Raw genomic sequence first — 23,086 nt, 5'->3', positions numbered from 1 at the left:
AACTTTGAACTATGATCAACAAAGAAAACATTTCACGACGCTGATTTTACACACTCATGGATATTGTGACGCTGGGTTGGGTTTCGCTGCTGGTGGTATTTACGTTCTCGATTTCGATGGTCGTTTGGGGCCGCAACGGGTTTTAGGTTGGTCTTGTGGAAGCTCCTGTTTTTAACGTTCTTGTTTTAGTTGCCTTTGGGCTGATGGTGATCATCAGTGGGGGGGTCGGCTATCTTACCCTGGCAGAGTGGCGCGATCGCCGCCGCCGCGATCGCGCGTCGCGAGACGATCGTGCCATCCCCCGCAGCACTGAGAAGCCCTCGCGTAAGTCTGGCAACGCGAAAAAGTAATGGCGTTCTGAGCAAAGATCCGTCAAAGATCTCAGCTAACGCTCAACGGCTCTCATGCAAGTCGAATTTTAGCACCACTTGCATTGGGTCGTTAGTGCATTTTTAAGGACAGCAGGTCTGCGATCACGGCTCACATGATCACGGCTTACAGCAGAGCATTGAGACGTTGAACGATCGGATCTTGATGACGCTGCAAGAGATTCCGATAGGTATCTGCTAACGCGTTTGCAAGCTGGTCTTCTACACTCTGGGCTTCTTGCTTAGAAAGGCATTTTTCAAAACATAGTTGATACTGACGCGACTGGAAGAGACCTGTTGCTAGCTCTTTAAGCAGCGTGTCATCAAAGGGACAATCCCAATCAAACTGTTCATCGATCGTTTCTAACAAGAGCATTTTGGCCTTGCAGCGAACGACCGCTCGATGCGGACGGTGACGATTAGCTAATTCCATGACAATGTATGCTGCGTAACGATGTCTTGCAGTATACCCATGTTTCTGAAGTCAGTTCACCTCACCAAAGTCACATTCTGCTCTTCGCGTTCTTTGCGCCTTAGCGGTAGTAACTTCCGAGCCAATTTAATTTGATTCCTTACTGCGTCGAGCATCCATTAACCAGTGCACCAGGGGCTTAAGCGGTTCTGGTATCGCCGCTTCTCCAAAAGCGATCGTGTGGGTGCGATCGCCGTCCTGTACAGTGATTTCGTACTCAAAGCGGTCTGGTTGCGCCTGCATTGAGGAAGCCGAGACGTGAAAAAAGTCTGCCGCTTCGATGAGGTGGCGCAGTTGGGCTATTTGGTCGGGCGCTAGAGTAGCGGTATCGACGGTGATGGTGAGTGGCATTCCCGTGAAGCCACCACTGCGCTCTAAGGTAATGTGCATTTAGATGACTCCCACCTGCTGCCAGGCACTGCGGACAGCGTTCTGCTCTTCACTTTCGTTTCCATAGACCTGTTCGGCGATCGCGATCGTAGCAGTGGCCGCTTCCTCGAAAGTTGCCGTGGCGCTCAGCCCACTCTTTAATGTGATATACCAAATCTTGCCTGTTTTTTCCCAGGCGTAGCCACCGATTGTCATTGCCGCCAGATAAAACGCATGGTTCGGGATGCCAGAGTTGATGTGAACGCCGCCGCGATCACGCGACCCAGTATAGCGATCCTGGTAGTGTTTGGGTTGAGGGTCTGTCCCAAAGTGTGGGTCGTTGATATACGCCTTCTCACCCGTGAGTGTACGAACCCCTTGAATGCTTGCACCGGGGCCAAGCACATCTTTGCCAATGTACCAGTCGGCTTGTTCAACGGTCTGGCTATACTTCCACTGGAGAATTAAACTGCCCATGACATCGGCAAAGCTTTCATTGAGTGCGCCCGACTCACCAAAGTAGTCAAGATTGCTGGTAAAGCTCACGACCCCATGAGTGAGTTCATGCCCCACCACGTCGAGCGCCTGGGTAAACCGAGTAAATAAACTTCCGTCACCGTCGCCATAGGCCATCTGCTGACCGTTAAAAAATGCGTTGGACATCGGCCCACCAAAGGTATCGCCTGCATGGATACTCGATCGCAACGGCAAGCCAGCATCATCCAGCGAGTCTCGATCGAACACGTCTTTGTAGAAATCATAGACATCACCGGAGTAATCATACGCCTCGTTGGCAGCCTCATCGTCTGCTGGGCGATCGCCTTCTCGCCGCAGCAACTTGCCAGGTAAGGGATCGCTGGCTCCACTCATGTCGTACACATAGCGCTCTTTGCCAGCGATCTGTCCCATCAAAGAAACAGACAGTGGTTGGGTGCTCAACAACCGCCGAGCCGTACGATATTCGTTGCCCAGTGAGGCCAGTGCAATCTGACGCACAGCCGGATCTTCAGAGTCTTGCAGGCTTTCAGCCATGTAGGGTGGCACGAAGCAACAAAGGGAATGATGACATAGGTGCATAGGACGCTCCTTCAGGGATGGGCGATCGAACAAGAACCTGGGTTTGACAGCGATGCTACGCAGGTTCGGTTACTCAAAACTCTCTAGCTTGTCGGCGCATTCACGAAGTGGCTCCTTCGGAGCTAGCGCTACTTAAAACTCAAAACTCAAAACTGGTATTACACCACTTGCAGCATTGGCACTTTGAACTGTCCTAAGGCTGACGGAGCGTGTTGCCGTAGAGCGTGTTGCAGCGTGACTAAGACTTTCAGACGATAGGTGCCCGGTTGTTGCAGTAGTAGCGACGGCAGTAACACTTGATAGCTAGAGTCGTTTGAAAGGGGAACCTGTACCGTTACATCAGCTAGGCAGCCAGTTTCACCTGTCACTAGATGGCGGGACAGACATTGCACCCGATACGTAACCTGGTTTCCCGGCTTTGCGCCTGTTAGCCCAGTGTCTGCTAGCTCAGTGTCTGTTAGCCCCGTAACGTGCACAGACACTTCCAGTGCAAAGGGTGCTGCTGTTTGAATGGTGTCTGAGAAGATGGGACTGGTTCGATCCGCAACCATCGGGCGGCTCATGTAATAAGGCTGCATCACCCGTAGCTGTGTGATTTCTGCCTCAACTGGGTTGGCTATGATCGGGCTGTCTATCTGTGAGTGCGGTTGTGATGTTTCGGCGCGATCGCGCATCCACGGTTGCATCTGCTCTGTGTCCCAATCGCTCCAACTCTCAACGGCATCTGCTTCAAGATGATGCACCATGAGCCGCTGCTCCGTTTTTCCGTGTCTCTGCCGGGCCTGATACGCCACTTTAAACGAGGCAATAGTGTCCCACTCCATCAAGGCATCGTCGCCCTTTGCCTTTGTTCGCTCCTGATCCAGGCGTTTGGAGACAGCCACAGGTACGATGGTTTCGACGACATTAGACGGCTCTGCTTGCTCTAACGGCACCTCAACCGAATGGCTTTGTGCTTGAGCAATCCAGTCTTCTAGCTCATCACGAGAGAGGGTTCGCCCATCACGCTTCGCTTGAGCCTCGATAGCATCGGCTGACGCTTGAGCCAGATCGGCGATCGTGTCGATACCCAGCGACTGAAGCCAACGCTTTCTGACCACGCCAATCCCTCGAATTTGCGTTAAATCGCGGCAATGCTTATGGTTGTCGCTGGTTTTATGTGGTGGTGATCCCATCATCCAGGTTCCTCATGTGAATAGGAACCTGGTAGGCACAAGGTCCTACCAGGTAAGGTAACTCCCAACCGATGTCAGGAGATCGTTACGTCCAGCACTACACCGAACTTAGAGGGACTACTCCTTACTCTTGACCGGAGGCATACACTTCCAGCAAGACTTCTTTGATATAGCCATGTCCCCAAATCTTGGTCGTGCACTTGTTCTCAACAGGCCCAACGGTAGCCACAGCACCAATTTCATAAAGCCCAGGCTTCAGGCCATCCCGTTGTGCAATCCCTCTGTGAATCAGTTGATAGCTGTACTGATCTTTGACGGTGACTAGGGTTGCTTGAACATCCACTTCAGGTGCATTCTTGCCATAGCCTTCAAGCCCAAAATCAATGATGATTCGAGTGCCCAGGCACATCAGAAGTTCGGTCAAAGGTGTTCTGTTAAACAAAACATCAACAGCGACTTCATACTGCTCATCTTCAGCAATGATGAATGGCGAATTGCTCGGATCCGCAGGCTTAGTACCAAGACCACGGACTCGTAGGTTTTGCAGTTTGAATTCAACAGGGCCGACGATCGTGCGAGAGCGAGTTTCGCTTGCAGTAACCTCAGCCGTTTGACCATCAGGAACACTACCCGCAATAAATTGGGCCGTTCTTACCATTGCATCCATTTCGTTAGCCATAATACTAGTATCCTCGTGTGTTGCAAGTTCTTGAATTCAGTTGTCGGCCTTTAGCTAAAGTCGCTTTCAAACGTTTAGTCTTCAGCGCTTTTATGCTTGGCTTGTCAACTGAATTCATCATCGCAACAGATCAGCGATCGTGCAGTACCCAGGTTGGGTACTCTTTTCCCCTTGCTTCTTGTGATAAGCTCAGTTGTAGATGGGTAGTGAGTTGCCCAGCATAGGTAGACGCTTTTGATTTTTCCTTAAAAAGTATTTATTTGATTACTTAGGTTAGAAACAGCAATCTCGCTTGGTGAAAAAAAAGCTGTCGTCGCAGAAGTGTCATGGAAGTTTTAACGTTCATCACGAGGGGTGTTTAGAACAAAAAATATCTTAAATTTTTTAAAACTACACCTGCTCTAAAAATGGAAAACTCTGATGAAAATGCCATTTATAAATGATGTATGATAGCGGCATCACTAACGTTTTAAACAAGTTTTTATCGTTGTCCTGCTTCAAGTATTACCAGGTTTGTTGCAGAAAAAGTGCTTTTACAACCTTAAGAGGCTTGTGTGAAAAAAATCCCTTTGATGCGTTACGGCTAGCGCTTTTAGCGTAGCTATGCCGAAGGCTATACACATCCTACGAGTGGAATGTTATTAGGTAGCAAATTCCTAAGCGCTTAGAGTTTCTGTATCTAGTTAGAGAAGCTAAATAGCTTAGCCATTAGCTTTCGCTCTAAAGAAAAATTAACGATCGCTCCAATTTTGGCCGTGCATAACAAGATTAATTTTTTAGGCGCAAAAGACGCGATGATGCCTGAGAAGTTAGTGGAACGATCGCCTCAAGGCTGAAATCTAACGCTGGTAGCTGATAATATGATTGCCAGTTTTGCTCGATGGGAGCATCAGTCCAATGAACGCTGAATCGGTAAAAAGGGTTCCGTGGGTTTCTTGTGCGCTGCTGCTCATTGCCTATGGTTGCTTTGGTTGGTTGGTTGCAAGCCCTACGCTCACGAATCCTACCTGGCTTTCGCCAACATGTCAGGGCACATTTAGCGCTTTGCATCATCTGCTGCCGTTAGCGATCGAGCCGTTGGCGATCTGTCGCGTCATTATTCGCGAGAATTTGGTGGGTGCAACCCTGGCGATCGCCTGGGTTGTTGTGGCATCTTGCCTCTTTATCTCGCCGCTCACCAGTTTCAACCGCTTCATTACCCGCTGGTTTCAATCAGATACCGTGGCCTTTCTAGCCGTGTGTGTGATTGCTGGGCTAATTGTATGTATTCTGTTCTGGCTTCAACTGTTTCTCCACATCTCCACGATTTTGGCTAGTGAAGCCTTGGCAAGAATTGACCTACAAACACTGGGGCTGAGTAAGCTACAGGCTTTTTGGATTTTAGTCCTGCTTTCTCTCGTCGGTCTGGGCATCGGCTGGGGCATGCGGCTGTCGATATAGCCGTCAGCGCCATTGGTGCCAAAAACAAAAAGCAGCCCGATCGAGCTGCTTGAGTAAATGCATGAGGATACGTGTAGCTTAAAGGTGCCCAGTCTTAACGAGGCGGCGGTTACCGTTTCTGATACGTCTCGATTTGATACCTTTCAAACGAAGGACACTGCAAAAACCGTCACATGCCAGCGTCCAGTTGCTTTACATACCCTTAAAACTGTCAGTAAGCGTTTAACTGTCTCCACTGCCCCTCAGTACTTCACCTGAGGGGCAATTTATTTATGAGGGTCTGCTTAGTTGCCTATTTATTTTCAAGCGCCTCACCGCGCTTCAAGCATCAAACCACGTATGCCTGTACTCAAAGAAGACGGAAGATGAAGGGGTAACGAAAGGGCTGGTCAGGCTTGTTTAGGCTGTGTGAAACTGCCCAAATGGTTAAACCCCAATGGACTAGCCACCAAATACCACCTGCCAAACCAAGCGTAATAAACGATAGTGGGATAAGGATAATGCCATAAAGCCATACGTTGAAGTGAAAGTTAATGGCTTCTTTGGCATTGTCTTTCACAACGGGGTCGTCGGAGATCAGTGAGACGGCAATTGGAATCGCAACGGACACAATTAAACCACTAAAAAAGATTGACCCGTGGCTCAGAGCCGATAGCAGCTTACGTTTATCAGTATCAAATACTTCGGGACCTTGCATTTTAACTGTCTCCCGTTGAGGGGTGTTTGCTTACATTGCCACTATACAGCGATCGGAATCTTCTCTCGCTGATGAGAACACTACCCTCATTGGCAGGATTACCGAAGGAAGCAGAGGGCAAAAGGCAATGCTAGCCCCATCCCCTATCCCCCATCCCCCACTTCTCACTCCCACAAGAACGCTTGCTTCGATTGCTGCCAAAATAGAGAATAGGTACAGTCTTTTTAATTTGACGAGTAGCGTAGACTAATCGTGGGCATTCTGGCAATAGAGAGCCATTGGGCAGAGGTCGTAAAGGTAAGCATGTGTACACACATTCTCAGATCATAGTGCCAGAATCGTCCTAGATTTAGGTGTAGATGACGTTGGCAACGGCAAACGTTGGCAGCTTTAATCATGGCTGCATGATGCCTTAGAAGCGTTAACCACAAATGCCCGCATACGATCCGCATTACCACTGAGTTACTGGCTTCATTTCTAATCCTTAGTTGGTATTTATGAAAGCTACATCGCCGCATCTGCCCGATCCCAATCATGGCAATACCATTGATGTTGTGGCTCATCAAGAAGTTGAGATCGTCGCAACTTCGTCAGAAGTCGTCATGAGCGAGGTTGTGATTGATCAGCCGTCGAGTCACGATCGCGCGAGTGCCTTGGAGCCAGCACAGACAGAAGATTCCGCGCATCGTGGCAATCATTCACTGGAGCTTTTAGAGCCAGGGCACCACCCTCCCACAGGCGGCGCGTTGGTTACAAGCAAGGGCAGCTTTGGCGCGTTTCTGGCCCCTTTGACAAAGGACAAGTTTAAGGAAGTCGTCACCGATGTGGAGCAAAAGCTCCAGGTCGTGCATCAAACTCTGTCCATGTTGGACAACTTGCTGGATGCCCAGGGGTTTGACGCCATCTTAGAAGAGATGCTGCGCTCTATCACGCTTAAGACGAGCGAGTTGCTCAACGCCGATCGCGCCACCATTTATCTTTTGGATGAAGATAAAAACGAACTGTGGGCGATTGTCGCCAAAGACGAACGGGGGCACAACCTAGAGTTACGTTTACCCGCCACAGTGGGAATCGCAGGCGAAGTGGCGACCAAGCTTGAAGTCGTGAATATTCCCTACGACTTTTACGACGATCATCGCTCTGAAGCGGCGCGAAAGTTTGACGAGAAAAATCATTATCGCACCTACACCATGCTGGCAATGCCGCTCTTGGATGAGTCTGGCAAGCTAGTGGCTGTTGTGCAGTTGATTAACAAGCTCAAGCAAGATCTTGATCCCTACGCACTACTTGAAGAGAAGATCGATCGCAGCGGCTTCACACACAAAGACGAGGAAGTCTTTGAAGAATTTGCGCCCTCCATTCGGTTGATTATTGAATCGTCGCGATCGTTCTATCGGGCCACTCAGCAGCAGCGCGCCGCCTCAGCCTTGATGAAGGCAACCAAATCCCTCAGTCAGAGTAGCCTTGACCTGCAAGAAACGCTGAAAAAGGTGATGGACGAGGCTCAGGAATTGATGCAGGCCGATCGCAGTACGCTGTGGCTTGTAGACCGCGATCGCAACCAGCTTTGGACACAGATTCCTATTAACGGTGTGCTGCAAGAGCTTCGCATTCCAATGGGGGCAGGCTTTGCGGGGCAGGTTGCCACCACAGGCGAACCCGTAATCATTCCCTTTGACCTTTACGACGATCCCAATTCGCAAACCTCAAAAGATACGGACAAGAGAACGGGCTACCGGACATGCAGCATCCTTTGTATGCCTGTCTTTAATGCGGATAACGAACTCATTGGCGTGACGCAACTCATCAATAAGAAGAAGCAGGGCGATTATCCTCCCTACGATCCTGCCCATTACCCGGAAGCGCCAGACTGTTGGCGGGCAAGCTTTAACCGCAACGACCAGGAGTTCATGCAGGCATTTAACATTCAGGCGGGTGTCGCGCTGCAAAATGCCAAGTTGTTCGAGACGGTCAAGCAGCAAGAGCAGATGCAGCGAGATATTCTGCGATCGCTCAGCAATGGAGTCATCTCGACTGATAAAAACGGCACCATTATTGCGGCGAATGAAAGTGCCAGAAAACTCTTGGGTCTGGATGATGACGAAACGCTGGAAGGCAAAACGGTCAGCGATTTGATCAAGATTGAGAAGGGCGATTTCACCAAATGGTTTGACCTGGGGTTAGCGGCTAAAGACGAAAAAAGCCGTCAGCAGTATTATCCTGACCAGCTATTGCAGCCCTATCAAGGCATAGAGCAGCACAGCGTTAATTTGTCCATCAACACGATCGCCGATGCGAAAGATAGCACCCAGGTTTCTGGAGCGCTGGTCGTGATGGAAGACATCAGCGATGAAAAACGGCTCAAGAGCACGATGTACCGCTATATGACTCAGGAGCTAGCGGAACAGCTTTTAGAGAATCCCGATGCTGCTAAGATGGGCGGCGATCGCAAAGATGTCACGGTGCTCTTCTCCGACATTCGCAGCTACACCACCTTGACCGAAAGCCTGGAAGCCGAAGCAGTCGTGGAAATGCTCAACAAGTACTTTGAATCAATGGTCGATGCGGTCTTTCAGCATAAAGGCACCCTTGACAAGTACATTGGCGATGCCATCATGGCGGTCTTTGGCTCTCCCTTACCGCTGGATGACCACGCCTGGATGGCAGTGCAAACCGCGATCGAAATGCGTCGCCGCCTGACCATCTTCAACGCCGATCGCACAGCCAACCATCAACCACCGATTAGGATCGGCATTGGCATCAACTCCGATAGCGTCATCAGCGGCAACATTGGTTCTAGCAAGCGCATGGAGTTCACCGCGATCGGGGATGGAGTCAACCTGGGATCGCGGCTAGAAAGCGCCAGCAAGCAGTATGGCACCGATATTGTAATCAGTGAAAATACTTTCAAACCCTGCGCCGATCGCATCTGGACGCGCGAACTTGATTACATCAAAGTGAAAGGCAAGAATCGCCCCGTTGCCGTTTATGAACTCGTTGGCCTTCAGACAGAGCCAATCCCCGATACAACAAAGCAGATTATCGAGTATTACAGCGCTGGACTGAAACACTACCGCGATCGAAAATTTCCCCTCGCAATGGGTTCATTCGGCATGGTGCTAGAGATTGATAAAAATGACAAATCTGCAAACCTGCATTTAGACCGCTGCCAATACTGGCTTAAAAACCCGCCAGCAGACGATTGGGATGGCTCGTGGATGATGACGGAGAAGTGAGGGATGAGGGATAAAGGATGAACAGGACTTAAGCAAATTCTCGCAAAACTAGCCCCCAGCCCACAATTTATAGCCCTAGCGGGCATACAAGAAAGGGAGAGCAAGAACTCAAAGCCCTCCCGAATTGGGGAATTAGGGGGCGACTGCGTAAATCCTAATGAATTGATTCAGGAGTCAGGAGCCAGAATTGGCTTGATCAACTGCTTTCTGCCTTTTGCCCCTCTTCTCCCCTTGCTTCCCCTGCTCCCCCTACTTCCCTTGCCCTCTCTTTTCCCCTTTCTTTCCCTCCTCCCCTTATCAGGCGCCTTTCTTGCTACAACAGCGAGTCCTCTAGCGCAATGGGGCATATTAAGTGCGTCTCTAAGCGTGAGATTACCCGATCGCCGCCTTGAGCGTGCCTAGCCCACCCCATTCTCTGAAGGTATGTACTCTTCGACTGCGAAACCATCACACGATGCAGAAGCACAGGCTGCAACCGCTTCTCTGAGCGAGGCAACGCTGAGAACATCCCTCACTATGCTTCAGCAGGTGGTCAATCACTTACCACAAGCCATTGCCTGGAAAGACAAAGACGCTGTTTTTCGAGGCTGCAATCAGGCATTTGCACAGGCTGTAGGACTCAATCACCCCCTCGAAATTGTGGGCAGAACTGCCAGCAATATGCAGTGGCAAAACCATCCTGCCTCGTTTTTGCACGATCGCGATCATCCCCTCATGGAGCAAAAGCAGGCGGAGTATCACCGTTTGGAGGTGTTACCCCATGCAGAACCACCCATTTGGCTGGATGTGAGTCGGATCTCACTCTGTGATGAACACGGCACCTGTACAGGCATGCTGGCTGTCATTGAAGAAGCCACCGATCGTCAGCAGGCCGAAGAAACGCTGCGTCAGAGTGAAGCGACCAATCGTGCTTTGATTAATGCCGTTCCCGATTTGCTGTTTCGGATTGGACGGGACGAAACCTACCTGGATGTGCAGAGCAGCGAAAGCTTTAAAGTGCTTAATCCCGATCAATTGACGGTTGGGGCAAAGATTAGCAACTCGCTACCCCCCGCCCTTGCCCAGCAAAGGATGCACTACGTCCAGAAAGCGCTTAACACGGGTGAACTGCAAATCTATGAGCAAGAGCTGGTGATTGATGATGTTGTGAAGTATGAAGAAGTTCGCATTGTGCCATGCCAAACAGACGAAGTGATGGCGATGGTGCGCGACATCACCGATCGTAAGCAAGCCGAAGCCTCTTTGAAACTAACTCAATTCGCGGTCGATCATGCGGCTGATACGATTTGGTGGGTAGAAGCTGATGGCAGCATTTGTTATGTTAACGATACGGCCTGTCGGGATCTGGGCTATCCTCGTGAGGACATTTTGGGCAAGCGGGTTTGCGACTTTGCTGTAGACCTGCCGCCAGAAGCGTGGGCATCGCACTGGCACGAGCTAAAAGAACGCGGATCATTCACGTTTGAAACGCGTAATCAGCGCAGAGACGGCACAATCTATCCAGTCGAGGTCACTGTTAACTACATTGAGCTAAACGGTAAAGAACTCAACTGTGCGTTGGTGCGCAACATTACCGATCGTAAACGGTCAGAAGACGCTCTGCGCTTAACTCAATTTGCCGTCGATCGAGCGGCTGATCCGGTCTGGTGGGTGGAACCGAGTGGTGTGGTCTTTTATGTAAATGATGCCGCTTGCAAAGATTTGGACTACCCCCGTGAAGTGATCGTAGGTAAACGAGTTTTTGACTTTAATCCAGCTTTTCCACCTGAAGCATGGGCTGAGCACTGGCAACATTTGAAACAGCAAGGTTCATTTAAGCTGGAAACGCTTAACCAGCGAAAAGACGGCACGATCTATCCGGTTGAAGTAACGGTTAACTACCTTGAGTTAAATGGCAAGGAGTTCAACTGCGCGTTTGTGCGGAATATTACTGATCGCAAACAAGCCGAAGCGGCTCTGCGTGAATCAGAGCACCAGATGCGGGAGCAAGCCCATCGCGAACGTCTGCTGAATCGTCTGGTTGGCCGCATTCGGGATTCTCTAAACTTTGACACGATTCTCGAAACAACCTTGCAAGAAGTGCAGAACTTTACGGAAGCCGATCGCTGTCAGTTTTCCTGGTACGACCCCAACCGTGAAGAGAGCTACTGGGAAGTCGTTAAAGAAACTCGCTACGCGCATTTGCCGAGTTTGGTCGATCGCTATCCTGTTTCCCCCACATCTCCACTTCTCGTGCAGCTTCTAGACCTGCAAATCCTGCGGGTTGACAATATCGATACGTTACCGGAGTCAAGCTTGCTGCGCTTTATGCAGCGGTTTGGCTACAAAGCAATGCTGGCGATTCCTGTGCGGATGCAATCTGGGTTGCTAGGCACTATCTTTTGCTGCAACAGTGCTACAGCACAATGCTGGTCAGATAGCGATATCGAACTGATTGAGGCCGTGATCGCGCAATTGGCGATCGCCCTTACGCAAGCAGAACTGTATACCCAAAGCCGCAGCAAGGCGCAAGAACTGGAGCAGGCATTGCGGGAGTTGCAAGCAACCCAAACCCAGATGGTGCAAAGTGAAAAGATGTCCAGCCTGGGTCAGCTCGTGGCAGGTGTTGCTCACGAAATCAACAATCCTGTCAACTTTATCTACGGCAACCTCAATCACGCCACTGTTTATACTCAGGATTTGCTGCACCTTATCCGACTGTATCAGCAGCACTATCCAGCGCCTTTGCATGAGATTCAAACTGCCGCTGACGCGATCGACCTGGATTTTTTACTCGAAGATCTGCCAAAGTTATTGGCTTCTATGAAAATGGGAGCCGATCGCATTCAAAAAATTGTGCTGGCACTCCGCAACTTCTCCCGTATGGACGAAGCCGAGGTCAAGCAGGTCGATATCCACGAAGGGATCGACAGCACTTTGATGATTTTGCAGAGCCGACTGAAAGGCAAAGCTGGACACACTGATATCGAGGTTATCAAACGTTACGGGCCACTGCCCCAGATCGAGTGTTACCCTGGGCAACTCAATCAGGTGTTTATGAACATTCTCTCGAACGCGATCGACGCTGTAGAAGAATCCGTTACGGGCGATCGTCAACCAAGCATCCGCATTCAAACCGAACAGGCCGATAGACAGTCGATCGCGATCAAAATTTCTGACAACGGTTGTGGCATGACTCAGGTACAACAGCAACGACTGTTTGATCCCTTTTTCACCACGAAGCCTGTGGGTAAGGGAACAGGACTGGGGCTGTCGATCAGTTATCAAATTGTGGTGGAAAAACATGGCGGTACGCTCACCTGCTTCTCAGCCCAGGGAGAGGGCACCGAGTTCTGCATTGAAATTCCGATGCAGAACTTGGTCTAGCACCAGAACGGTGATGATGCCTGGTTCAAGCCTCCAAGGTTTGCATAAGCCCTAACCTTCTAAGGCATCCCTTTAAAAGCGCCGCTTCAAGCCGTAAGATTCCTACTTTTAGCAGTCGGTTCTCACTACCGCAGGACAGACGCAACCCTGGCATGTGCTATCTACAGTGAAAATGTGCCTTTATGGTTGAGGAACGGTTTGGCTATGGCAACTCAAGACAACAACGGGGCTGATGCCTTCGCAAAACGGGCAGAGCGGACTTCTCAAGCGCTTGTAGATACGTTAAATAAAGCGACAACGGCTGCGGGAGAAGTCTTTGGCACCTCACTCCACGACTTTTTGGCGCAAGGCACTGAAACGGTTGGCAAAGTCGTGACACCCATTGTCTCAAACCCATTCATCAAATTTGCGACCAAAGTTCCTGGTGTAAGCTGGCTCATGGCAGCGCTAGGGCAGGTAGATGTTGATGCGGTTCAACGTGATGTCGCGGTTTTAAGACGCGACTATCCGCTGGATGATGATGCGGCGTTAGCTCAGCGAGTCATTGCTGATACTGCCTGGAAAGCAGCAGGCATCGGCTTAGCGACCAATTTTATTCCTCCACTGGCGCTGATGCTATTTGCGGTTGACTTTGGGGCGATCGCGGCGCTTCAGGCAGAGATGATCTATCGCGTTGCGGCAATTTATGGCTTTTCGCCCACCGACCCAACCCGACGTGGTGAGGTACTCACACTCTGGGGTGTGTCCACTGGCAGCTCGGAAGCGGTCAAAGTTGGGCTTAGCGTCGTTGAGTTGGTACCTGTTGTGGGTGCCGCCGTTGGTAGTGTGGGGAACGCAGCGATTCTATACGCTCTGGGCAATGTTGCCTGTCGCTTTTATGAGGCAAAGCGTAGAGCCGTTGTAGCAGAAGGTGGCAAATGATAGAGGGAGCAGGTAAAAGGCAGAGGGCAAAAGGTAGAAGGCAGGAGAGAGGGAGTTGGGAGTGGGGGAGCTAGGGAAGCAGGGGAAGGCGGAAATTTAACTCAAAACTCAGAACTCAGAACTTCTACCCTGATCGCTGACTATTCAAAACGTCATAAGCGCTTTGAGACTGCCGTAGAATAGGGTGCTGACTCCTGTAGAACGGGATGCATTCACTCCACCTATGGCTGTACGTCGATCGCCCTTCCTCAAGCGTTGCCTCATGTTTTGCCTTTGCTGGCTGTTGGCAGTGAGTTGTCAGCGCGCTACGCCTGAGTTGCGATCGCCAACGGCAGGGAGCGGGCGCATTACGCTCGGCACCACCTCAACGATCAACACGCTTGATCCAGCCGATGCTTATGGCACGTTTCCGGGGAGTTTGCTGTACAACCTGAGCGATCGCCTTTACACCTACAAGCTTGGCACAACTGACTTAGAGCCACAGTTGGCGTCGGCTTTACCAACAGCCAGTGCCAATGGGTTACTCTACACGGTGCCTCTGCGAAAAGGCGTTGTGTTTCATGATGGCACTCCGTTTAATGCCAAAGCAATGGCGTTTTCTCTCCAGCGCTTCATTCAAAATGGGGGATCACCGTCTTTTCTGCTATCAGATTTAGTCGCAGCGGTTGAGCCAGCGGCTGAGTATGAGTTGACCATTAAATTAAAAAAGCCCTTTGCCGCTTTTCCGTCCCTGCTGGCGTTTTCGGGTGCCTGTGCCGTGTCTCCCAAGGCGTATGAAATTAAAGCGGGAGCGTTCAACCCGGCAACGTTAGTTGGCACAGGGCCTTACAAATTGGTGAAGTACGGCACCGACCTCATTCGCCTAGATGCGTTTGAGCAATATTGGGGCGCAACGCCTGCCAATAAGGGACTAGATATTCAGTTTTTCTCCAGCCCATCAAATTTATACAACGCCTTTCGCACGGGTGCAGTGGATGTGGCGTATCAGAATTTGGCGATCGATCACATCCGTAACCTGCAACAGGGCGCAGCGCCCAATGGTTGGCAAATCATTGAGAAAGCAGGTAGCGGTATTGATTACCTGACGCTCAATCTCAAATCGCCACCGCTCGATCAACTGGAAGTGAGACAGGCGATCGCGGCCATGATGGATCGGCCTCTCCTGCAAGATCGTATTTTTCAGGGACAGATTGATCCCCTCTACAGCCTGATCCCCACCACATTAGAAGAGCAAACGCCTGTTTTCAAAGCGCAGTACGGTGACAGCAATGTGAGCAAAGCCACTGCCTTTCTGACTAAGGCTGGCTACTCTTCAGCAAAGCCACTGAAGGTCGAGTTCTGGTATCGATCGAACCTCACGAATGATCAACTGGCTGCCATTACGCTTAAAGCTGCCGCTAAAAAACGGTTAGGCGGTCTTATGCAAATTGACCTTAAAAGCATCGAATCTACCAGCGCCTATAAGAATCTTGACAAGGGCATTTATCCGATGTTTTTGCTCGATTGGACTCCCGATTTTCTGGACGCAGATAACTACATTCAACCGTTTTTAGAATGTGCTAAAGGGTCAGCCGCCGAAGGGTGTACCGATGGTTCGAGCTTTTTGCAAGGCTCGTTTTACTACAGCGATCGAGCCAATCAACTCATCGATCAAAGCCGCAAAACCCAGAATCCTGAAACACGAAAGCAACTCTTTATGGCACTACAAGATCTGCTAGCTCAAGATGTGCCTTTTATTCCCCTCTGGCAAAACAAAGACTATTTATTTGTTCAAAAATGGATTCAAGGAGCCAGCTTAGAAGTAACGCAGAAAGTTCCCTTTTGGACGCTGCGGAAGGCGTGAAGAGGGCAGAAGGAAGGCTAAAGGATTTAGCTTGCTTCCCGAAGGGTCTGCTTAAAAGCTGACGGCTGACCGCTGATAGCTGTGTTATCACTCAAAACTTAAGACTTCTCCGCTGACCGCCAAACGCCAACTTCGCCTGGTTAGTGCATGCTTTCACTCACTGGATAGAAATAAAACGCCAGCGCTAAAACGGCGTAGGCTGCCAGTAAGAGCGTTCCTTCCAGCCAGTTCGATCGCCCGTCTGAACTAATAGAATTGGCAATTAGCACTGCTACCACGACGGCCACGAGTTCAAAGGGGTTGAAGTCGAGATCCATCGGTTGCCCCATTAGCCAACCTGCAATCACAAGAATAGGCGCGACGAATAGCGCAATCTGCATACTTGATCCCACTGCAACTGACACAGACAGATCCATTTTGTTTTTCATAGCAACCGTAACAGCAGTCGCGTGTTCGGCGGCATTACCGACGATCGGTAGCAAAATGACTCCTGTAAACAGCGCTGTCAGTCCCAGTCGTTCTGTGGCCGCTTCCAACGTATGCACCAGTAACTCTGACTCAAGGGCAACCAAGAGGGTACAGGCAAGCAGCACGACAACCCAGAAGCGGGTGTTGACTGTATTGCGAGGATGCTCTGACGGTGTAGGTTCGCTGGCTGCATCAGCTTCTTGTTGAGCGATCCCCGCATCGTAGAGGTATGTATGCGTGCGCATGGAAAAAAGTAACGTTAAACCATACACGACCATCAGAACGATAGCCACCGCAACTGAAAGCCTCTGAAGCGTTGGCTCATCAATACTTTTAGACGAAATGTGCAGAGCCGTTGGCAACAGAATGGCGATGACTGCCAAATTCATGGAAGACGCGTTAACTCTTGCGATCACAGATTGAAAGGTTTGCTCTTTGTACTTCAAGCCGCCCAACAGCATTGATAGGCCCATGACCAACAGCAGATTGCTAATGATGGAACCCGTGATGCTGGCTTTGACCACGCTGACCAACCCTGATCTCAACGCTACTAGCGCAATGATGAGTTCAGTTGCATTACCAAAAGTCGCATTGAGCAACCCTCCTAGTGAGGCACCGACCACGATCGCAATTTCTTCCGTTGCTGTGCCCATCCAGGCAGCCAGCGGAACAATGGCTAGCCCTGCGGTGATAAAAACAACCAGCGATCCCCAATGGAAAAACTGAGCCGCGATCGAGATGGGCACAAAACCCAATAACCCAACAAAGACAACGTTTTTAAACGACATGATCATGCAGCCAGAACGGTGACAGGTAAATGAAACACTAGGGCGCGTCATCAATTAAGCTCGATAATCTTGAGGTGACAGCATTGCCGCGACCGTCCTCACAAACGAGGCTAGAAGCTGGAGCCGTTGCTGCAAGTCATGCGTATGAGTCATTGATGACAGCCCTAGTTTAGACTCAACATTGAAGCACGAAGCGCAATTGCGGAACTTACAGCCAGTTTCATTTGGATTCACCACGCCCTAAACCCTAAACTCCACACCATCTCCAATCAGACCGTGGCTGATTGGAAAGAGAACTGCGTACATCACGTAACAGTGTTTGTACTTTGCCATCCGAACCGCAAACTCTTGTAATGAAAGCTTAAGTTACTGTTAAGCCTGACGCTGACTTGCGGTTGAATCGATTATGGTGCAAAAGCTTTTTTACTACTTGGGAAAAGAGGAATTCTAAGTTGCACTTAATTTTGACACTAGGCTAGACAGCGCTGAGGTAGCATCAGGTTTGACCAGACAAATTGTGTTGCTTGTCATAGCCTGCCCCGTACCAAACAAGGCCTCCCAATCCCTAGCATAGATTTGATGAAGCTGGTCCAGTGTGGGATAGAATTGATCCCCGGTTTTCTACTCTTTTGGTTAGATAGATTTTTTGTCTTCACTTGCTAAGGTTAGCGTCGCTAGAGTTTTCTATCCTGTCGGTGGTACGCGTGTATGCAGCCTTCAGAACAATCTTCACACCGTCGATCGCCTTTCTCTTAGTGCTCGGTTGTACGTCAGTGGAGTTGCGCGTCTGTTCAACCCAGCGCTACCCAGACGTGATCCCCAAACTGTTCTAGCAAGCAAAGCATTCTTAAGAACCTTAAAAACGTCTTTTAGGCTGAACCATGTTGCGGCATTCGTTAGCATCTTTTACTAACGGTTTCCCGTTGATGATGCACGTTTAGGCCGCGACTCCTAACCTCTTGGGATTTTCTCACATGACTTCAAACTTCGATCCCCGCTTCGCTGCATCTGCTACTAGAGCGATCGCTGATGAGCAAAGCGAGCATCACGGCAATCATTCAACTCAAGACGACCATCGGAGCGATGACCGGACTGGCATTACAGCAGCCATTGATCGACCCCACAGTGATCTCCTCAAGACCGCTCAGGGCGTTTACGTGACGGTACACGGACATTTTTATCAGCCGCCGCGCGAAAATCCTTATCTGGACGCGATCGAGCGTCAGCCCAGTGCTGCTCCCTTTCACAATTGGAATGAACGGATTCACCACGAGTGCTACCGACCGAATGCGTTTGCCCGCATTCTTAATGAGCAGGGTGATGTCATTGAGATCGTCAACAACTACGAGTTTCTCAGCTTTAACATTGGCCCCACGCTCATGAACTGGCTGGAGCGACACGATATTGAGACGTATCAGCGGATACTGGAGGCCGATCGCAAAAGTTGCGCTCGCTTGAATGGACATGGGAATGCGATCGCTCAAGCTTACAATCACATCATCCTGCCGCTGGCGAACGATCGGGACAAGCTAACCCAGATCCGCTGGGGTAAAGCTGACTTTCACTCTCGCTTTGGGCGTGATCCCGAAGGCATGTGGCTGGCAGAAACCGCCGTTGATTACGCCACCCTAGAAGCCCTTGTGTCTGAGGGCATCAAATTCATCGTCCTGGCTCCCTCCCAAGCACAGCGCTGTCGTCCCATGCCAACGAACGATCAGCCAATCTTCCAGTGGCTAGAAGTTGGCGGTGGACAAATCGATCCCACACGTCCGTACCGATGCTTCTTGAAGGATCAGGAAGCCCCCACCACTCCCCATTCCCCACTCCCCACTCCTTTCATAGATATCTTCTTCTACGACGGTCCGATTTCCCGCGACATGGGCTTCGATAGCGCGTTGAGCAGTTCTTACAATCTGGTTGGACGGTTGGGGCAGGCGGTGCGTGGGGATCAACGCCCCTCACAGCTTATTTCGGTCGCAACCGATGGCGAAACCTTTGGGCACCACAAGGGCGGCACGGAGAAATGTCTTGCCTATGCGTTTAGGCATGAGTTTGTCGATCGCGGCTGGACGGCGACTAACTTTGCTCACTATCTCTCTCTACAGTCCCCCACTTGGGAAGTAGAGCTAAAGCATGTAACCGCTTGGAGTTGCAGTCATGGAGTTGATCGCTGGCAGCATGACTGTGGTTGTGGTGGCGGTGGGTTGTGGAACCAACAGTGGCGACGCCCCTTGCGAGACGCGCTGGACTGGCTGCGAGATCAGTTAGCGAAGGTGTATGAAGAGGCTGGCAGAAAGCTCTTTTGCGATCCCTGGTTGGCGCGCGATGAGTACATTCAGGTCGTGCGCGATCGTAGCCTTGCCAATCTCACCCGCTTTTTTACCCAGCACCAGACGCATAAACTAACGGTTTCGGAGCGAGTAGATGCCTTACATTTGCTAGAAATGCAGCGTCACGCCCTGCTAATGTACACCAGTTGCGGCTGGTTCTTTGATGAGCTGTCTCGACCTGAAGGTGTACAGATTCTCCGTTATGCGGCTAGAGCTTTGGAACTGGCAGGCGAAGTGACAGGGATTCAGCTAGAAAAAGCGTTTGTGCGCCGATTGGCGCTGGCACCTAGCAATGTTGACTGCTTCCAGGATGGGGCTGATGTCTATCGTCAATTGGTGAAAACGGCCCAAATCAGCATAGAACAGGTGGCGGCTCACTACGCAATCAGTTCTTTGTTTACCACCTACTCTAAAGAGCATCAAGTCTACTGCTACACCGCAAACCAGCTTGACTACCAGCTACAGCGGATGGGATCGCTTACCTTAGCAGTCGGTCAACTTCAACTTGTTTCAGACATTACCCGTGAAAGCACTCATTTACTTTTTGCGGTTGTCCATCTCGGCGGTTGGGATTTTCACTGCTGCATTCAACCTTTTTCGGGGCGGCGTGACTATGCAGAGCTAAAAGACCAGTTGTTTGAATCGATCAAGCAAGCAAGCGCTGCGCAAACGATCATGGCAATGAACGCACTGTTTAACTATCAAGCTCACACTCCCAAAACGTATAGTCTCCAAAGTCTCTTTGCAGAGGAGCGGCATCGCATCATGCGCCTGCTGACCCACGAAACCCTAACGCGGTTAGATCAGCTTTATACGCAAGTCTATCGAGATAACTACGGGGTCTTGATGGCGTTTCATCGCGATGAGTTGGCGGTACCGCAAGAGCTTCAGGTGGCAGCAGCCGTTGCCCTGGACCATCGCGTGTCCCTTTCGTTGCGAGCTTTGGAGCAGGAAATGAGTGAGCCAACTGCCGATGCGTCATCCGCAGGTACCAATCGGCTGTTAGAACTGGAGACGATCGCAACCGAAGCAGACCATCTTCATTGCCAACTGAATCAGCCAGAAGCCAGACAAGCGCTAGAAAGATTGGTGCTGCGATCGCTCTGGCAATTGCTGTATCACTTTGACCCAGCCATCAGTCCAGCGGAACTGCACCGTCTCGAACGGCTTCTAGCGCTGGGCAACCAGATGAAGCTAGATCTATCGTTGGCGCAGGCGCAGGAGCTTTACTTCCAACGGCTGCAAACTTGGCTGATTCCAGAATGCCGCCAGTGGTTAAGTCACGCAGGACAGTTTGAAGTTGATCGCGCTTCAACGATGCAGTTGGCAGACCTGCGATCGCTGCTTCAACTGGGACAAAAGCTAGCAGTCGATGTTAACGGCTGGCTCCACCAGCTTCCATAAACATCAGCTTCCATGAATAAAAGGGGATGCATGTGCATCCCCTTCTACTAAAAAATCAAGGCTCCCCGCAACGCCGTCTTACCTCAGTTTTTGACCTGGTAAAAACCAGGTGGGTACCTCATGCCATGACTTAAAGTTTCCGGGTACAAGCCCGGTCTACTGCCGTCTGGCGATCGATTCCCGTTTGAACAGAGCATAGTCAAAAAACGTTATTGGCAGTCACCAACGCCGCAGTTGAACCTCTCACTATTTTAGCGGCTCATCGACAAACCGCCCACCGTGAATGAGTATCGTTACGGCTAAAAGTAATACCGGCTACTCTGTGATTCTGGCGCATAACCCAGCGCCCGCTGCCATTAACACCGCTGCGATCGCCAGCGTTTCGCTAATCCCTTCACTGAGCAGCAGGGCTGAAACGGCCGCACCCGCAAATGGTGCAAGCGCAAAATAAGTCCCTGCTCGTGATGCGCCCAGATAGCGCAAAGTCATGACAAAACAGAACAGTGTCAGCCCATTGGTCAGAAAGCCAACCCCCAAGACACTACAGAGAGTTGGTAAGGCGGGTAAGGACTGCCCCACAAGCAGGGCGATTGCCACATTGATTGCCCCAGCCCCTCCACTTTTAAGGAGCGCTACCTGCAAGGGATCTTTGGCCGCAACTTTGGTGGTGAAATTGTTGTCCAGTGCCCAGTGAAAGCAGGTACCCAGAATGAGCAGCGCCCCCCAGGTTAAACCAATCCCCGTATTTTCTGCATGAGCTAGCACCACACCGCCAGCCACGATCGCGACCATGCCAACAAAGACCTGCCAGCGCCACCGTTCTCCAAAAACTGTCCAGGCTAACAGCGCTGTAAACACGCATTCAAAATTCAACAGCAAGGATGCTGCTGCCGCTGTTGTGTGGACTAAACCGAGGGTGAGAAGAACTGGGGCAATCACCCCACCCACCAAAATCGATGCCCCTAACCACTGCCAATCCTTCTTATACAAGCGATCGGTTGTTGGATGGATGCGGTTGCGGATCAGGTAGATCGGCAGCAGTCCTAAACCACCCCCCAGAAAGAGCAAGCCCGCCAGCATCCACGGTTGCACATCATTGAGGAACAGTTTGGCTAAAGGCGTTGTGGCACCAAACAAAAGCGCCGTAGCGATGCCAAAAGCAACACCAGGCAACGCAGGCCGAAAGCTTGGTTGGGTCACACACACCTCTAAGCAGGCAACACCAGAAAGGATACCTCGATCGCACCATAGAAGGTTTCCAGGCTGCGATTGCCTTGCTCGTCAACGCCACGCCCCTGACCAGAGTAGAACCGCGAAACTCTGTAACGATGGTAATTTCCTAACAGTTCTGGCAGCGTCATATAGTGCACCTCTTTCCCTGTAAACAACTCGCGATCGAGTTCATGAAGGTTGTACCAGGGGCATTTCATCAATTCATGGTGGGCATTGTGATACCCAAAGTTCAGCAACAGTAGGTTCAGCCACCAATGGTGCAAAGACACCACATTTGAGAATGTGTTTGCCTGCTCGTAAGCACGATCGCGCTTTGGGAGGGTATCTCCCACCGGAAACACCTCGTAGGTATGATGAAAGGCATCCACGAACCGAAGCACCGTCAACATGCCGATATAAGCCATAAAGTAGAGCAGAAGCGCCTTGGGCGACACCATGCCTAACAGCGCAAACAACCCACCTCGGATCATTAAAATCAGTACGTTCCGCAAGCGTTCATCTCTACGATCGAGTTCCCAAAAGGGCGCAAAGATGGAGCGAATCCTTAGCAAAAACGCCAGTGAGGGAAAGTAGAGCCATTCCAGCGCCAAAAGGAGCGATCGTACAGGTGCAGGCATGGCGTTCAGAAACGTCACCAAATCAAAGCGGCAAAAATCAACGCGATTAATGTGGTGGGCTATATGCAGTCGCGCTAAATCCTCAAACCGGGCATAACAACCCCCATTCAACCACAGCATCAGGTTCCCAAAGGCTACATTCCACACTTTGCTTTCAAAGAGCGCACTGTGCATAAAGTCGTGTGCCAGATACGCCGAGCAAAGCAGGCTATGCGTTAAAAAGACTACACCCAGCGCGTTGAGCCAGCCATCTGGCAGCAGTAAGAGCGCGATGCCACCTACATAACTAACCAGCGTATAGAGAATGGAAAGAGTATTCCACAATGGCTTTTTTTGATGCAAGTAACGGCTGGTAGTTGAATCGATCGCTCCGGTAGTCATGACGGTTTTGAACCCCTGTTTTTTAGTTTTCTGAAAAGACTGCTCTACTTCACCAGAATTGGACATATTCACCATTGGAAACACTCGTCTGGCTTGTCTCAACCAACTCAACACACGTTGCTAGTTGCTCATCAAGATGAAGTGCTTCTTCCATAATCTGATACAAAACACGATCGATCGTCTCAGCATCCCGAAAAATCGCTTTGTTAACCATGCCAGAGG

At 50.6% G+C, this 23,086-nt stretch carries 18 protein-coding genes and 1 other RNA gene; 8 read left to right on the top strand and 11 right to left on the bottom strand.

Translation table 11 applies throughout. The features are described from left to right. Window positions 1-56 precede the first annotated feature (56 nt). Both petN and AC5JLP_RS28720 read left to right on the top strand, forming a co-directional pair. Window positions 57-146 (top strand): cytochrome b6-f complex subunit PetN, encoded by a 90-nt coding sequence (petN, locus tag AC5JLP_RS28725; protein ID WP_496071271.1) that lies wholly within the window; start codon window positions 57-59, stop codon window positions 144-146. Window positions 147-155: 9 nt separating this feature from the next. After that, the gene (locus tag AC5JLP_RS28720) at window positions 156-350 is read left to right on the top strand and encodes a hypothetical protein (RefSeq protein ID WP_496071270.1); all 195 of its coding nucleotides are present in this window, start codon (window positions 156-158) and stop codon (window positions 348-350) included. Window positions 351-495: 145 nt separating this feature from the next. On the opposite strand, the gene AC5JLP_RS28715 is transcribed toward AC5JLP_RS28720, so the two are convergent. From AC5JLP_RS28715 to AC5JLP_RS28695, 5 genes are all read right to left on the bottom strand, one after another. Further along, window positions 496-801 carry a hypothetical protein gene (locus tag AC5JLP_RS28715; protein ID WP_496071269.1) on the bottom strand — a complete coding sequence of 102 codons (306 nt, stop codon included), beginning with the start codon at window positions 799-801 and terminating at the stop codon, window positions 496-498. 126 nt (window positions 802-927) lie between these two features. Continuing rightward, window positions 928-1,230: a protealysin inhibitor emfourin gene (locus AC5JLP_RS28710; RefSeq protein WP_496071268.1), complete on the bottom strand. Its 303-nt coding sequence runs from the start codon at window positions 1,228-1,230 to the stop codon at window positions 928-930. Beyond that, a complete protein-coding gene (locus tag AC5JLP_RS28705; RefSeq protein ID WP_496071267.1) occupies window positions 1,231-2,241 on the bottom strand; it encodes a M4 family metallopeptidase in 1,011 nt (336 codons plus the stop codon). Window positions 2,242-2,444: 203 nt separating this feature from the next. Further along, entirely contained in the window at window positions 2,445-3,464 is a 1,020-nt protein-coding gene (locus tag AC5JLP_RS28700; RefSeq protein WP_496071266.1) for a helix-hairpin-helix domain-containing protein, read from the bottom strand. A 121-nt stretch (window positions 3,465-3,585) separates the two neighbouring features. Then, complete coding sequence (locus AC5JLP_RS28695; protein ID WP_496071265.1) at window positions 3,586-4,140, bottom strand: hypothetical protein; 555 nt, start codon at window positions 4,138-4,140, stop codon at window positions 3,586-3,588. A gap of 897 nt (window positions 4,141-5,037) precedes the next feature. Between AC5JLP_RS28695 and AC5JLP_RS28690 the strand changes: the two genes are divergently transcribed. Further along, window positions 5,038-5,580, top strand: a complete 543-nt coding sequence (locus AC5JLP_RS28690) for a hypothetical protein (RefSeq protein ID WP_496071264.1) — start codon at window positions 5,038-5,040, stop codon at window positions 5,578-5,580. A gap of 349 nt (window positions 5,581-5,929) precedes the next feature. Here the strand turns inward: AC5JLP_RS28690 and AC5JLP_RS28685 are convergent, their stop codons facing one another. After that, window positions 5,930-6,277, bottom strand: a complete 348-nt coding sequence (locus AC5JLP_RS28685) for a DUF4870 domain-containing protein (protein ID WP_496071263.1) — start codon at window positions 6,275-6,277, stop codon at window positions 5,930-5,932. Between the two features lie 497 nt (window positions 6,278-6,774). Here AC5JLP_RS28685 and AC5JLP_RS28680 point away from each other — a divergent pair, with 497 nt between their 5' ends. From AC5JLP_RS28680 to AC5JLP_RS28665, 4 genes are all read left to right on the top strand, one after another. Continuing rightward, entirely contained in the window at window positions 6,775-9,513 is a 2,739-nt protein-coding gene (locus AC5JLP_RS28680; protein WP_496071262.1) for a GAF domain-containing protein, read from the top strand. Between the two features lie 423 nt (window positions 9,514-9,936). Then, complete coding sequence (locus tag AC5JLP_RS28675; protein WP_496071261.1) at window positions 9,937-12,879, top strand: PAS domain S-box protein; 2,943 nt, start codon at window positions 9,937-9,939, stop codon at window positions 12,877-12,879. 204 nt (window positions 12,880-13,083) lie between these two features. Beyond that, complete coding sequence (locus AC5JLP_RS28670) at window positions 13,084-13,800, top strand: hypothetical protein (RefSeq protein ID WP_496071260.1); 717 nt, start codon at window positions 13,084-13,086, stop codon at window positions 13,798-13,800. A 223-nt stretch (window positions 13,801-14,023) separates the two neighbouring features. After that, on the top strand, window positions 14,024-15,643 hold the full coding sequence (locus AC5JLP_RS28665; RefSeq protein WP_496071259.1) for an ABC transporter substrate-binding protein: 1,620 nt from the start codon (window positions 14,024-14,026) through the stop codon (window positions 15,641-15,643). 140 nt (window positions 15,644-15,783) lie between these two features. Here the strand turns inward: AC5JLP_RS28665 and cax are convergent, their stop codons facing one another. Continuing rightward, window positions 15,784-16,899 (bottom strand): calcium/proton exchanger, encoded by a 1,116-nt coding sequence (cax, locus tag AC5JLP_RS28660; RefSeq protein WP_496071258.1) that lies wholly within the window; start codon window positions 16,897-16,899, stop codon window positions 15,784-15,786. A 974-nt stretch (window positions 16,900-17,873) separates the two neighbouring features. Here cax and AC5JLP_RS28655 point away from each other — a divergent pair. Further along, window positions 17,874-20,633, top strand: coding sequence for a DUF3536 domain-containing protein (locus tag AC5JLP_RS28655; protein ID WP_496071257.1), 2,760 nt, complete (start codon window positions 17,874-17,876; stop codon window positions 20,631-20,633). A gap of 58 nt (window positions 20,634-20,691) precedes the next feature. Here the strand turns inward: AC5JLP_RS28655 and ssrS are convergent. The 4 genes from ssrS to AC5JLP_RS28635 all read right to left on the bottom strand — a co-directional run bounded on the left by ssrS (window position 20,692) and on the right by AC5JLP_RS28635 (window position 23,078). After that, window positions 20,692-20,873: non-coding RNA, 6S RNA (gene ssrS / locus AC5JLP_RS28650), on the bottom strand. A 75-nt stretch (window positions 20,874-20,948) separates the two neighbouring features. Then, complete coding sequence (locus AC5JLP_RS28645; RefSeq protein WP_496071256.1) at window positions 20,949-21,833, bottom strand: DMT family transporter; 885 nt, start codon at window positions 21,831-21,833, stop codon at window positions 20,949-20,951. Window positions 21,834-21,841: 8 nt separating this feature from the next. Beyond that, complete coding sequence (locus AC5JLP_RS28640; protein ID WP_496071255.1) at window positions 21,842-22,930, bottom strand: fatty acid desaturase family protein; 1,089 nt, start codon at window positions 22,928-22,930, stop codon at window positions 21,842-21,844. Beyond that, entirely contained in the window at window positions 22,914-23,078 is a 165-nt protein-coding gene (locus AC5JLP_RS28635) for a hypothetical protein (protein ID WP_496071254.1), read from the bottom strand. The genes AC5JLP_RS28640 and AC5JLP_RS28635 overlap by 17 nt, the downstream gene beginning before the upstream one ends. Window positions 23,079-23,086: the final 8 nt, after the last annotated feature.

The sequence above is a fragment of the Stenomitos rutilans genome, assembly GCF_059505485.1.
This window is presented reverse-complemented; position numbering and strand designations above follow the sequence as displayed.

Excerpts from the sequence above, each read along its gene's own strand:
- AC5JLP_RS28655 (WP_496071257.1), top strand. The coding sequence starts at position 17,874 with ATGACTTCAAACTTCGATCCCCGCTTCGCTGCATCTGCTACTAGAGCG.
- AC5JLP_RS28685 (WP_496071263.1), bottom strand. The coding sequence starts at position 6,277 with ATGCAAGGTCCCGAAGTATTTGATACTGATAAACGTAAGCTGCTATCG.
- AC5JLP_RS28635 (WP_496071254.1), bottom strand. The coding sequence starts at position 23,078 with ATGGTTAACAAAGCGATTTTTCGGGATGCTGAGACGATCGATCGTGTT.
- AC5JLP_RS28715 (WP_496071269.1), bottom strand. The coding sequence starts at position 801 with ATGGAATTAGCTAATCGTCACCGTCCGCATCGAGCGGTCGTTCGCTGC.
- AC5JLP_RS28705 (WP_496071267.1), bottom strand. The coding sequence starts at position 2,241 with ATGGCTGAAAGCCTGCAAGACTCTGAAGATCCGGCTGTGCGTCAGATT.
- AC5JLP_RS28640 (WP_496071255.1), bottom strand. The coding sequence starts at position 22,930 with ATGTCCAATTCTGGTGAAGTAGAGCAGTCTTTTCAGAAAACTAAAAAA.
- cax (WP_496071258.1), bottom strand. The coding sequence starts at position 16,899 with ATGTCGTTTAAAAACGTTGTCTTTGTTGGGTTATTGGGTTTTGTGCCC.
- AC5JLP_RS28710 (WP_496071268.1), bottom strand. The coding sequence starts at position 1,230 with ATGCACATTACCTTAGAGCGCAGTGGTGGCTTCACGGGAATGCCACTC.
- AC5JLP_RS28690 (WP_496071264.1), top strand. The coding sequence starts at position 5,038 with ATGAACGCTGAATCGGTAAAAAGGGTTCCGTGGGTTTCTTGTGCGCTG.
- AC5JLP_RS28695 (WP_496071265.1), bottom strand. The coding sequence starts at position 4,140 with ATGGCTAACGAAATGGATGCAATGGTAAGAACGGCCCAATTTATTGCG.
- AC5JLP_RS28675 (WP_496071261.1), top strand. The coding sequence starts at position 9,937 with ATGTACTCTTCGACTGCGAAACCATCACACGATGCAGAAGCACAGGCT.
- AC5JLP_RS28665 (WP_496071259.1), top strand. The coding sequence starts at position 14,024 with ATGGCTGTACGTCGATCGCCCTTCCTCAAGCGTTGCCTCATGTTTTGC.
- AC5JLP_RS28680 (WP_496071262.1), top strand. The coding sequence starts at position 6,775 with ATGAAAGCTACATCGCCGCATCTGCCCGATCCCAATCATGGCAATACC.
- AC5JLP_RS28700 (WP_496071266.1), bottom strand. The coding sequence starts at position 3,464 with ATGATGGGATCACCACCACATAAAACCAGCGACAACCATAAGCATTGC.
- AC5JLP_RS28670 (WP_496071260.1), top strand. The coding sequence starts at position 13,084 with ATGGCAACTCAAGACAACAACGGGGCTGATGCCTTCGCAAAACGGGCA.
- petN (WP_496071271.1), top strand. The coding sequence starts at position 57 with ATGGATATTGTGACGCTGGGTTGGGTTTCGCTGCTGGTGGTATTTACG.